Annotated in this window: 10 protein-coding genes; 2 read left to right on the plus strand and 8 right to left on the minus strand. The window is 37.9% G+C overall.

What is annotated here, in order from left to right; translation table 11 throughout:
• Window positions 1-26 precede the first annotated feature (26 nt).
• From J2S74_RS03635 to J2S74_RS03670, 8 genes are all read right to left on the minus strand, one after another.
• A complete protein-coding gene (locus J2S74_RS03635) occupies window positions 27-482 on the minus strand; it encodes an SRPBCC family protein (protein WP_307321951.1) in 456 nt (151 codons plus the stop codon).
• Window positions 479-2,917, minus strand: coding sequence for a xanthine dehydrogenase family protein molybdopterin-binding subunit (locus tag J2S74_RS03640; RefSeq protein ID WP_307321954.1), 2,439 nt, complete (start codon window positions 2,915-2,917; stop codon window positions 479-481). Before J2S74_RS03640 ends, J2S74_RS03635 begins: the two co-directional genes overlap by 4 nt.
• On the minus strand, window positions 2,895-3,524 hold the full coding sequence (locus J2S74_RS03645; protein ID WP_307321956.1) for a nucleotidyltransferase family protein: 630 nt from the start codon (window positions 3,522-3,524) through the stop codon (window positions 2,895-2,897). The genes J2S74_RS03640 and J2S74_RS03645 overlap by 23 nt, the downstream gene beginning before the upstream one ends.
• A 2-nt stretch (window positions 3,525-3,526) precedes the next feature.
• Window positions 3,527-4,672: an XdhC family protein gene (locus J2S74_RS03650; protein WP_307321959.1), complete on the minus strand. Its 1,146-nt coding sequence runs from the start codon at window positions 4,670-4,672 to the stop codon at window positions 3,527-3,529.
• Between the two features lie 224 nt (window positions 4,673-4,896).
• Window positions 4,897-5,676 carry a helix-turn-helix domain-containing protein gene (locus tag J2S74_RS03655; RefSeq protein ID WP_307321961.1) on the minus strand — a complete coding sequence of 260 codons (780 nt, stop codon included), beginning with the start codon at window positions 5,674-5,676 and terminating at the stop codon, window positions 4,897-4,899.
• Window positions 5,677-5,715: 39 nt separating this feature from the next.
• Window positions 5,716-7,248 carry a class I adenylate-forming enzyme family protein gene (locus tag J2S74_RS03660; protein ID WP_307321964.1) on the minus strand — a complete coding sequence of 511 codons (1,533 nt, stop codon included), beginning with the start codon at window positions 7,246-7,248 and terminating at the stop codon, window positions 5,716-5,718.
• Window positions 7,249-7,260: 12 nt separating this feature from the next.
• Complete coding sequence (locus J2S74_RS03665) at window positions 7,261-8,223, minus strand: MBL fold metallo-hydrolase (RefSeq protein ID WP_307321967.1); 963 nt, start codon at window positions 8,221-8,223, stop codon at window positions 7,261-7,263.
• Window positions 8,224-8,524: 301 nt separating this feature from the next.
• Window positions 8,525-9,202, minus strand: a complete 678-nt coding sequence (locus tag J2S74_RS03670) for an N-acetylmuramoyl-L-alanine amidase family protein (RefSeq protein WP_307321969.1) — start codon at window positions 9,200-9,202, stop codon at window positions 8,525-8,527.
• 348 nt (window positions 9,203-9,550) lie between these two features.
• On the opposite strand from J2S74_RS03670, the gene J2S74_RS03675 reads away from it, so the two are divergent.
• Together J2S74_RS03675 and J2S74_RS03680 are read left to right on the plus strand one after the other, a co-directional pair.
• Complete coding sequence (locus J2S74_RS03675) at window positions 9,551-10,093, plus strand: helix-turn-helix domain-containing protein (RefSeq protein WP_307321972.1); 543 nt, start codon at window positions 9,551-9,553, stop codon at window positions 10,091-10,093.
• A 48-nt stretch (window positions 10,094-10,141) separates the two neighbouring features.
• Window positions 10,142-12,184, plus strand: a complete 2,043-nt coding sequence (locus tag J2S74_RS03680; protein WP_307321976.1) for a hydantoinase/oxoprolinase family protein — start codon at window positions 10,142-10,144, stop codon at window positions 12,182-12,184.
• Window position 12,185: the final 1 nt, after the last annotated feature.

Below are 12,185 nucleotides of genomic sequence, written 5' to 3' on the forward strand. Positions count from 1 at the left end.
TTCACGATATTTATTTTGACTTTCTATTAATCTGTTTTTTCACGCCGTTGAAGCTCTTTCTTTGCCTTCTTAAAAAAGTCACTAATAATTAGCTTCGCAACTCCACCTAACATCCGTTGCCCTATAGAAGCTACTTTCCCTCCAACTTCAGCAGTGTAGGTGTATTCTAATAAAGTTTCTTCATTTTCAAGATCAGATAAATCAATGACACCTTCCGCATTTACAAAGCCTGGTTTCCCCTCTCCATGGACGATAATCTTGTAATGATTCGGAAACTCCACATCTTCCAACTGTATGGTAGCTTCATACTTCCCTTTGACTGCAGCAATGCCAACAGAAAGATCTGCAGCGTATTTGTTTTCTCCAATCTTCTCTAGCTTTTTACATCCCATCATGCATTTTTGAAGAAGTTCCGGCTCTAGTAAACTATTAAATACATCCTCCTTTAAACCTGGAAGTTCCATTTTTCCATTTCCGTTCATGTTAACTCCTCCTTAAGTGCTGTTATATTCTTTTTGCTTTCTTGTATTTTGTTCCAAATTTTATTAGGTGATAAAGGTAAATCGTCAATGGTGATTCCTAATGGCTGTAAGGCGTCAGAAACAGCATTTGCAATAACAACTGGAGCACTCATGGTATTTCCTTCCCCTAAACCCTTTGCACCTAATGGAGTAACTGGTGATAGCGTTTCTTGATGTTTAATCGTAATTTCCGGCATTTCCGTAGCAGTTGGACAAAGATAATCCATGAAACTACCACTTAGCAACTGACCATTTTTGTCGTATACTAATTCTTCATACATTGCTCCCCCAAGGCCATGTGCTAACCCACCTAAAATTTGCCCATCCACGATCAGAGGATTGAGGAGCTTTCCTGCATCATGAACAGTAACGTAGTCTAAGATTTTTACATTTCCAGTTTCAGCATCTACTTCCACCGTAACGGCGTCAGCTACAAAACCATGAGTCACGGATCCATTAACGGTATCATCCTCTCTAGGAGATTTCGCAGTTGAAACAGTATAAAAAGCAGATTCATGAATCCCAGGTTCCATACCTTCTGGTAAGTCTTGGGGATTCCAGTGTGCTGTACCAATTAGTCTTTTTAATGAAAGTTGTTTTTCTTCATGCCCTTGTACAACTACTTTTCCGTTACTAATTTTCAAGTTTTGTATGGGAACCTTTAACTGGTGTTCAGCAATCCGTAAAAGCTTCGTTCGTACTTTTTGTGCCGCTTGAAATACAGCACTGGAACCAATTGGACCAAAGCGGCTAGAATAACTTCCTGATGCTACGGACCAAGGACTCGTTGCTGTATCCATCTCCGCAATTACCTTTATCGTTTCAGGCTTTACCCCTAATACTTCTGCTACGATTTGCGCTGAAACAGTTTCATGTCCTTGACCAGTAGGAACAGTGCTAATTCTTACCTTGATTCCTCCCATAGGATCTATGGACACTGTTGCCCCTTCCGCACACCCTGATTTAGGGAGCGACTTTGCCCTTTCTTCTGGAGTTAAGGCAATGGTGACATAGCCCATATTTGACCCAGATGGTTCTACGATACAAGCTAAGCCTATCCCAAGATACTTCCCTTCTTCCCTAGCCTTTTGCCGCTTCTCCTTAAACTCTTCGTATTTCACTGTCTCCAGTGCGGTTTTAAGAGCTTTTTCATAATTGCCACTATCATAAATTCCACCAGAAGCTGTTTCAAATGGGAATTCATCTTTACGAATTAAGTTTTTATTTAGTACTTCTGCAGGATCTAAATTTAACTTTCGAGCAATCATTTGCATCATTCGCTCTAATGGAAAATAAAGCTGCTGTCCACCATATCCGCGAATTAATCCAGTTGGGCACTTGTTTGTCATAACAGCAATGGTTTCCATTTGTAAATTTGGAATACGGTAGGCTCCTGTAGAATTTGAATGAGTGCGGTATAAACAAGCTGGTTCCGGAGCCCGAATATATCCTCCAACGTTATCCGCCATTTTCATTTTCAAAGCTGTGACCGTTCCATCATTCTTCACAGCCGCTTCAATCCATGTGACCCTGTCCGTTCCACTAGAACTAGCTAATAAATGCTCTTGCCTATCCTCAATCCACTTTACAGGTACCCCTATTTTTCTTGAGACAATAGACATGAGCACAATATAAGGAAAAACTCCAGACTTAATACCGTAGCTTCCTCCAACATCCTTTGGAACGATTAACCTTAATTGGTTGCTTGATACATTTAAAGCAGCAGCCATAACTGACTGTAACGTAAAAGGGCCATGAAAATTGGACCATACGGTATACTGTCCTTCACTCTCTTGATAATTTGCGATTACACCATATGTTTCCACAGGAGTTGCACTATACTTTGGAAATTTAAATTTATGACTAATTACGACATCCGCTTCCTCAAAAGCCTCTTCTGTTTTTCCATAATCAAAAAAGCGTTGATTTGCGATGTTCGTTCCAATTTCTTCATGTAAAATGGGTGCATCATGAGCCATAGCTTCCTCAATATCTACAACAGCTGGCAAAGGTTCATAATCAACTTCAATTTGATCCATGGCATCCTCTGCTAAATAACGATTTTCAGCTACTACCACTGCTACTGGTTCTCCAACAAACCTCACTTTATTTATAGCAAGAGAGTAATATTTCACCGGGTTCGAGACACCAACTGGAAAAGGCTTTGTAAGTTCCGCTATATCCTTTCCAACAACTACCCCTTTTACCCCTTTCATTTTTTCTGCTTTTTCGGTTCTAATCTCTTTAATGTTTGCATGAGCATGGTGACTTCGAAGAATTGCTACATGATGAATATTTCCAATTGGATTCAAGTCATCAATATAAGTCCCCTCACCCGAGGTTAATCGGGGATCCTCCACTCTTTTTAGCGCTTTACCAATTTGTTGATGTTGCATCACATAGACCCCTTTTCAAAATTATTCGCTCATAATCTTCCAATGTATCAATATCTTCAGGTATTGGAGATGTAACATGAACTAACCTTCGTTCCTCTTTATAACTTTTTATAATTTCTTTTGCTCCTTGGTCTCCCCGTATTCCTATTAATTGAGGAAACAATTGCTTATCAAATATTACTGGGTGTCCGGGAGTTTGTTGATAAGAGGCTTGAGTAATTAATGGTGTTGATTTTAAATACTCTAACACCACTTTATGAACAACATCCCAAGCTACTCCAGGTTGATCAGCTAGTAAGATCGCTGCTGCATCGGCTGATGACGGTAAGGCTTCAATTCCTTTTCTTAGGGAGGAACTCATACCTAGATAAGATTCTTCGTTTTGTTTTATAGAAACAGGTAAGTCCTTTATTTCTTCTACGAGCATTGGGAAAGCCGCATTTAGAACAGTTACTACTCCCGATACATCTCCTACTCTCAAAGCAGATTTTACCGATCGTCTTAGAAGGGTTTTGCGCCCTACTGGTAGCATGAGCTTTTGTTTCCCCATCCTTTTTGAAAATCCTGCCGCTAAAACAACGATCCATACTTCTGGTTGTTTTTTCATATTCATTCTTCTGTATTAACACCCAATAAAATTTTATTAGTGTTTTTTGACTCACAATGAATAGGGCCAACGGTGTTCTTTAAGGGCTTTCCATTTTTCTGATTCCTTTTTAACATCATTTCGGAAAGGATACTCATTGCGATCTCCCCTGGACTCTCTGCACCAATATTTATCCCCACTGGATAATGAAGTTTTTCTTCTAAATTTGCATTAATGAATATTCCCTCTTGTGATTGCAATTCATGGATTAATCTTTCCGACCGATGCCTTGCACCTAACAGTCCTATATAAAATGGATGTTGCTTTAGTAAATACTTCAAGTACAACATATCTTGCTGAAAGTGATGGGACATAATCACTGTACAAGCATTTTCACTTACATGAATGTCCTCGACGGGCTTCCCTGGCTCTATTAAGAAAATTTTATCCGCATCTGGAAATATGTCTTTATTTGCATATCCAGGCCGGTGGTCCACTACAGTTACATGCCAGTCAAGTAATTTTGCTCCCTTTACAACAGGTATAACATCAGGTCCGGCACCAAAAACTATTAATCTAGGAATAGGTTCTAACTTTTCTATATAACAGTTTACTTTTATGTTGATCCAACCATTCGTTGCAAACGTTTCCAAAATGGTGTTGGATTCAGGACTATGCATAATAGATAAAGGTTGCTCATGTAAACTTTTCAATATTTTAAACTCATTAAAATAATAGTAGTCTGCATTCGGTTCAAAACAAGTACCAATAGGAATTTGCTTTTCGTCTTCAGAATCTACAATGGTTACTAAATTAATAGGCTTACAGCCGACTAATAGCTTAGAAAGATTATTTAACAACTGTTGACACTCCTGGAAGCTGTTAATAGGATCAAATAGCTGTAAGAAAATAGTCATAGCTCCATGACAACCTACGTTAAGATCTAATAGTGGATCTTCTTCTTGAAAATTGTAATAAATTGTTTTAGATTGCCCTGTCTCCATTACATCTTTACAGTACTCAAAAAGATCCTCTTCTACGCAACCACCACTTAATACTCCAATTACCTTTCCACTTTCATGAAAGATGCTTTTCGCTCCAACTTGCCTGTAAGTGGAACCTTCTTTATTAATAATTGTTGCAATAACTGCTTTTTTTCTATTTTTCATGCAATCCCCTAATTCTTGGAAAAGATTTATCACCAACTTCTCACCTCTCAGGATTTCTTTGATAAAACGAGGATACGTTTTCAGCATTTCTCCAAACGGAAAAACACTTTTTATGTTATTTGTTAGTAACCATTATAAAAAAACTTCCCAACGGGAAGTTTTAAAATTTTCTTAATATTATTTTAATTATTTTTTTATAAATAACCTGTTCTTTCACTTTTTTATCATACTTTCATTTTCTTGCCATATTCCGTAAACATTCTTCGATATTCTCTCGGCTTTTTTCCTTCGATCCGTTTAAATGTGGTTGCAAAATAACTAGCGCTAGTAAATCCAATATTGTTTGCAATCACCTCAATAGGCAACGAGGTCATTTTTAACATATCCTTTGATTTTTCTACTCGATATCGTGTCAAATATTCTACAAATGTGGTTCCAGTTTCTTCTTTGAATAACCGACTAAAATGGGAGGGACTTAAATAAACAGAATCGGCTATTTCATGGAGATTTAATGTCTCATTATAATTAGATTGAATCAGCTTGATCGCGGTTTTAATAGGATTTCCCAAATCTGTTTTAAAATTTTCCGTTAAAATTTTGTTATTTAATAATTCATTTCCATTTGGAGGATTTACACCTTTTTTTAATAAACGGTCTAAGATAGTTAGGAGTTCACTCTTTGAAAATGGCTTTAGTAAATAGCCAGAAAACCCTGCATTAATACACTCTTGTATGGATTCAAACATTTTTAATTGTGTCAGTACAATAATCGGGATCTGTGGATATAACTCTAGCGCTTGTTTGCCTACATCTAATCCATTATGATCAGGAAGAGAGAGGTCTATAAGAAGTGCTGCTGGTTGCTTTTGCTTCAATAAAATTAGTCCTCTATGAGCCGTATTAGACTCATATATTGATAGATGGTTAAATTGACTTCCTTCGATAATCGAACGTACAGAATGACAGCTTTCAATATCATCATCAATAATCAATATATCACCCATATCTATTCACCTCTCTATCCCTACCTCTCAAAAAGAGTATTATGTATCTTCACTATCATGCGAGTTTAACTTTCTATACATAATTTTCCCAGCCGATGTCTTTGGAATTTTTGGAATGAATACATATTTTCTTGGTCTCATAAAATTGGATAGCTTTTTATGTTCCTTACAGAATTGATCCAATTCTTGCGCTGTTACTTGGGGGTCTTTTACTACAACATAAGCTACAACCATTTGTCCCCATCTTTTATCCTCTTCACCAACGACTACCACTTCATCTACTTGATTATGCTCCATAATGACACTAGCAATATCCTGCGGATGTATATTTTCACCGCCGGATAAAATCATCTCGTCTACACGTCCGACTACAAACAAATCTTCTTCTTCGTCTATATAGCCTAAATCACCTGTATAGTACCACCCTTCTCTAATGGCCTTTCTAGTAGCATCTGGCCTGTTCCAGTACCCTTTGAATGCTTCGTAGGATTGCATGTCCACAATAATTTCTCCAACTTCACCATGGGGCACAAGAGATTCCGGAGAAGGTTTCCTATTTTTTCCTGGTACCACTAGTCTAATATTTTGGTGAAGTCCAGGTTTGCCTGCACAGCCTGGTTTTTCCATAATGTTTGAGCAAGTAGTAAACGTATAAATTTCCGTACTCCCGTAATGATTGATAAAATGCTTAGGTTTAAAAACTTCATAGCATTTTTTTATTAAATCAAAAGACATAGGTGCCCCTGCATAAACAAGGGTGTTCAAATCATTAAACGTATAAATTTTAGCTTTTTTACTATAAACAAGATCATGATACATTGTTGGGGTTAAATATAGACAAGTTATTTTTTCTTCATCGATCATCTCTAAGTATTCGTCTGGATCAAAATCTGGACTAATCACATAGGTTCCATTTAATAAAACCATAGCTAAAAGAGAGCGTATCCCCATCGTATGATAAATTTGAACCGCACCTAATGTTTTATCAAGATTCTGATAATGACATTGAACGATATGCGCCATACTGGAAGCGTATTCATTTTTGTGACTTCTTGGTACCCCTTTTGGCTTACCGGAAGTACCAGATGTATACAAAATAACAGAGATATCATCTTCATTTATTGAAGCTGGCGTAAAGGTTTCTGACCCCCGATCTCTTAATTCACTATACGTAATATCTCCTTGCCCTTCATGAATACTAATAAGAATTGGTCTTTCTTCAAATTTAGTATTTTTAATTAAATGAGCACTAGTGGTTTCAAAAACAATAAATTTGGCCTCTACGTCAATAACACAATGCTGAATGTCATCCGGTGCTAAACGTAAATTTATAGGAGTAAAGATAGCACCTAATTTTTGCACAGCCCAATAAATTATAACTGTTTCTATTCTATTTTTTAACAGAACCATTACTCGATCCTGCTTTCCTAAACCGAGTTTCTGGAGTGAATAGGCAACTCGATTTATTTCTTTGTCTAGTTGTTCATACGTATAGCGTCTATTCCCTTGGACGATAGCTACTTGGTTTGGATATCGATTGGCAGTAAACGTAAAATGAGTCCCTAGGTGCAACGTTATTCCTCCTTAATAAATTGTTAGTTCCTTTTCATGTTTGTTCAAGTAATCTAGTATTCCCATGGCACAAATCTCCATGTCTTGTTTTAAAAGAGGGTATATTCGATGGTCTTCCGGTACATTTCGTTTTAATAAATAATCTTGTACCAGTTCGTACAGGCGAGAAGCTAAAACCGTTTGAGAGTCATTTTCTTTAAATAGCCTTTCCCCTTCTTTTACAAACTTTTCAATCCAGTATACAACTTGGTTCAAAGCATCATTAACATGGTTCGTCATACTAAAGTGACCATAATAGATAGAATCTACATTTATACTTCTAACTCGTTCAATAGATTGAAGCATCGTGTCAGGGTTAAACTGATTTGGAGATGTAATTGGTAAATGAAAATTGATCTTTAATTCCTTTAGCCATTCATATTGCATCCCTACCGTGTCCCCAGTAAATATACCATTTCGCACAGGATCATAAATACTAAAATGATGACTGGCATGACCGGGTGTATCTAAAAACTGTAACTTACACTTTTCTCCAATCTTTAATTGATCACCATCATTTTTTACTATTAACTGCTCTTCTGGAATTGGAATAATAGGATCAAATAAGGAATCAAACTCACTCCCATACACTGCTCTTGCCCCTGCAATTAATCTAGAAGGATTAGCTAAGTGCTTAAATCCTCTTGGATGAACCACTACTTTTGCATTTTTGCATGATTGTAATAATAAACCCGCGCCACCTGCGTGATCCAAATGAATGTGAGTAACAATTATGTAGCGAACGTCTTCTGGATTATATCCTAATTCTTTTAATCCTTGTAATATATAGGGGACTGAAGGACTTGGTCCCGTTTCAATTAATGTTAATTCCTCTTCATGAATGACATACGTTCCAGTGCGGTAAGACAAACCTAAATCGAAACCATCAATTAATGATATACCTTTACCTAAATCAATTGGCTTATTATTTTCCATCGTACCCCTCCTTAATTTGTTGCGATTAAGTCTGTTAAATTATAAATATTGATATACTCTACATTTGACATTTCATATAGAATTCCTTTAATTATGTTTACAGAGGTTCAATGATTTACTAGCATACACTCAATTAATACTATGAAGTTAAATTAATTAGAATAAGTGTTTTTCATTGGTTTCTGGTCATCAAAGAAACAAGAAAAACTAACTATTTTTACAACAATGTAATTGTAAGAAAGGAACAGAAATAAGAGTATACTCACCCTTGACGGATAAGTATACTCCTCTTGGTTTTGCTTTAAACCTTTTCCACAACAATTCTGCTGGCACTTCCCAGATTTCGTTGAACGGCATTTAGAATATTTTGTTGTTCACGGTAAGCTCCTTCTTGAGTACCATCAACAATGACGCGGTATATGGGATCTTTTCGTTGTAGATTAAAGGCACGGGCTAATCCATTTACATGTCCTTGGGCAACTGTCTGTCTCCAATTTGGATCTCTTAATTTTTCCGCGTCTTCTGGATGGTCAATAAAGCCGTTCTCCGTCAAGAGAGCTGACATTCTCGTTTCTCGTAAAACATGGAAGTTTGCTTTCTTTTTCCCTCGATTAACAAGATCATTTACTCTCGTAATTTCCTCATGCATAATATCCCGATAACGGGCAGTCTGGGACGTGTCTGATAAACTACTATGAATATAATCTTCATATCCTTGGGCCGTTCCATCAAATCCATTGACATGAATGGACAGAAAATAATCGGCTCCCCAATTGTTTGCATCATCGGTACGTTCGTTTAAACTTCGAGTAGTATCCGTTGTTCGACTCATTCTCACTTGAACATTTTCATATTCATTCTCAAGAATATCGCGAATACGAAGTGAAATATCTAAGGTGAGGTTCTTTTCTTGCATCCCATTTCCAGTGGCCCCAGTATCAGAGCCCCCATGACCAGGGTCTAAATAAAGCTTAAACATTCTAACACCTCCCTTCTAGAGCATATCTATTCAAACTAAAGAAGCTTGTCTAGACATGTCTCTTAAAGAAAAAAGAAATGTGCGAGTGGTAATAGGCTAATAGAATTCCTCTTTCTATTAGCCTTTTTGATAAGACTAAAACTCAAAAAATTTGCTGGGATTGTTTGGCAATGTGAATTGGTCCACAACGTACAAGTAACCTTTTTTCACTATTTCCTAAAAAATTATAAAATAGTTTAAAATTTTCTTTATTTTTAAAAATCATTATGATAACATGAGAAAAAATACAGTAATACTAAAATTTTTACACAAATACAAAAATAGTTCTCAATGTGTTGGAGGTTAGTTATGAATGAAGTTACTGACAAGATACGCTCGTTGCGCAATGAGCAAAAACTCACTCTAAAAGACTTAAGTGAAAAGACAGGTTTATCCGTTAGCTTTCTATCTCAAGTGGAACGGGGGTCTTCTTCCTTAGCTATCACATCTTTAAAAAAGATCGCTGATGCATTAGAAGTTCCCATTACTGATTTTTTCGAAAGCCACGCTAACTACAATTATGTAGTGAAAACAACGGACCAGAAGCCATTTCGTATTGAAGGTTCCACGGCAGAATATGTACGACTCGGTGGGGAGTTTACCGGAAGGTCCTTAGAACCTTTACTCGTAACCCTATCCCCTGGCCAGCCTTATGACAAAGTATTTAGCCATCCAGGAGAAGAGTTCTACTATGTATTAGATGGTATCGTCCTTTTCAATGTAGATGGAAAAGAATACATCGTGAAAGCAGGAGACTCGATTCACTTCCCATCCCATGTACCACATTATTGGGAAAATCCGCTGGATAACGATGCAAAGGTTCTATGTGTGTTAACACCAGTCCTTTTTTAAGAGACTGATAGTTTTTCATAAAATATCATGACGAAAGGGGCTTTACCTATGAGAGTTGCAACTGATATTGGAGGTACATTTACAGATTTGGTTTACGTGGATAACGATGGAAAAATGGGCGTAGCCAAGAGCCATACTACCCCTCCTAACTTCGAACAAGGGGTTATGGATGTCATTAATGTAAGCGGTATCAACCCTAAATTATTAGACACGTTTATTCATGGAACAACCGTCATTATTAATGCTTTAACAGAAAGAAAAGGTGTGAAGACGGGACTTATTACAACCAAAGGGTTTCGGGATGTACTAGAAATTGCCCGTGGTAATCGTCCAGATCTATTTAACGTTCGTTATGAAAAACCAACTGTTTTCGTTCCAAGATACTTACGCCAAGAAGTGGAAGAGCGTTTGAATTATAAAGGGGAAGTCCTTGAGCCTTTAAATAAAGACCAAGTGAGGGAAATCGTTCAATACTTCCAGAAAGAAGAAGTGGAAGCCATCGCCGTTTCCTACATACATGCGTATAGTAACCCTTCTCATGAACAAGAAACCATTGCCCTTATTAAAGAATTGTGGCCTGAGGTGGCAGTTACCGCTTCCCACGAAGTAACAAAAGAATGGCGGGAATATGAGAGAACAAGCACGACAGTATTAAATTCCTATGTGAAACCAATTGCTTCCTCTTATGTTAATCGTTTAGAAAGTGAATTAGCGGCACTTGGTACAGAGTCGAACAAATATATTATGCAGTCCAACGGCGGAACAACTACCTTTGATCAATCGAAAGAAACACCAATTAATATGCTTGAGTCAGGACCGGTTGCAGGAATATACGGCTCCGCTATACTGGGAAAAATGCTCGGAGAACAAAATATTATTGCCTTTGATATTGGCGGGACAACAGCCAAATGCTCCCTGATTGATAAAGGGGAAGTCAAGGTTTCGACGGAGTATAGCATTGAACGTACCGATAAAACTGCTGGCTATCCAGTAAAAGTACCAGTAGTCGATATCGTTGAGATTGGTAATGGCGGAGGTTCCATTGCTTGGATCGACGGTGGCGGTTCCTTACGAGTTGGCCCTAAATCAGCCGGAGCCCTTCCAGGCCCTGTTGCTTATGGCAAAGGTGGAGAAGAACCTACTACAACGGACGCTAACTTAGTTGTCGGACGCTTATCTCCGAAAAACTTTGATAACGACGTAGACATGGAAAAAGTAAGAGCCGCAATCCAAGAAAAGATTGCAGAGCCATTTAATACTACCGTTGAAGAGGCAGCCCTTGGTATCATCCGTATCGCTAACTCGAACATGCTTAATGCATTAAAGCTCATCTCTGTTCGAAAAGGGTATGACCCTCGTGAATTTGCTTTAGTTGCCTTTGGCGGCGGTGGTTCCATGCATGCCCCTGCCCTAGCCAAGGAATTAGGAGTACGAAAAGTTATTGTTCCTGTCGGCGCATCTGTATTTTCTGCTTTCGGCATGCTCATGACAGACTTACGTCACGATTTCATTCAAACCTTTATCCGCCGTGTCGACGGAATTAATTTAGCTGAGTTAAATGAGAAGTTAACGAAACAGGAAGTAGAAGCAGTCGAGCAGTTTAACAACGAAGGAATTGCCGAGAGCGACGTCGTCTTAACTCGTTTTGCTGACTTACGTTATGTTGGTCAAGAACATACGGTAAAAGTTCCAGTTCCAGCTGGTGACATTACAGAGGAAAGCTTACAGCTCGTGATTGATAAGTTCCATGAAACCCACGAACAGCTGTATACCTTCAAATTAGAAGAAGCACCAACGGAAATCGTCAATATTCACTTAACAGCTTTTGGTACGGTGAATAAGCCGGAATTGGCAAAATTAGATCGTATTGGCGGAACTGCAGAAGATGCTTTAAAGGAAGTTCGCCCTGTTCTTTATGAAGATATGGGATGGATCGACACCAACGTGTTTGACCGTAACCTTTTAAGTGCCGATGTCACGATCCAAGGACCTGCTGTTGTAGAGGAACAATCTAACTCCACCATACTCTATCCTGATCAAACGCTAACAGTTGATATTTATGGAAACTTAATCATAAATACGGGGGTGTAAT

This window comes from Evansella vedderi, from assembly GCF_030813435.1.
In the GTDB taxonomy this organism is placed as follows: domain Bacteria; phylum Bacillota; class Bacilli; order Bacillales; family Salisediminibacteriaceae; genus Evansella; species Evansella vedderi.

What these genes read in the sequence shown, in the direction of transcription:
- J2S74_RS03635 (WP_307321951.1), bottom strand. Translation starts at nt 482, where the DNA reads ATGAACGGAAATGGAAAAATGGAACTTCCAGGTTTAAAGGAGGATGTA.
- J2S74_RS03640 (WP_307321954.1), bottom strand. Translation starts at nt 2,917, where the DNA reads ATGCAACATCAACAAATTGGTAAAGCGCTAAAAAGAGTGGAGGATCCC.
- J2S74_RS03645 (WP_307321956.1), bottom strand. Translation starts at nt 3,524, where the DNA reads ATGAAAAAACAACCAGAAGTATGGATCGTTGTTTTAGCGGCAGGATTT.
- J2S74_RS03650 (WP_307321959.1), bottom strand. Translation starts at nt 4,672, where the DNA reads ATGAAAAATAGAAAAAAAGCAGTTATTGCAACAATTATTAATAAAGAA.
- J2S74_RS03655 (WP_307321961.1), bottom strand. Translation starts at nt 5,676, where the DNA reads ATGGGTGATATATTGATTATTGATGATGATATTGAAAGCTGTCATTCT.
- J2S74_RS03665 (WP_307321967.1), bottom strand. Translation starts at nt 8,223, where the DNA reads ATGGAAAATAATAAGCCAATTGATTTAGGTAAAGGTATATCATTAATT.
- J2S74_RS03670 (WP_307321969.1), bottom strand. Translation starts at nt 9,202, where the DNA reads ATGTTTAAGCTTTATTTAGACCCTGGTCATGGGGGCTCTGATACTGGG.
- J2S74_RS03675 (WP_307321972.1), top strand. Translation starts at nt 9,551, where the DNA reads ATGAATGAAGTTACTGACAAGATACGCTCGTTGCGCAATGAGCAAAAA.
- J2S74_RS03680 (WP_307321976.1), top strand. Translation starts at nt 10,142, where the DNA reads ATGAGAGTTGCAACTGATATTGGAGGTACATTTACAGATTTGGTTTAC.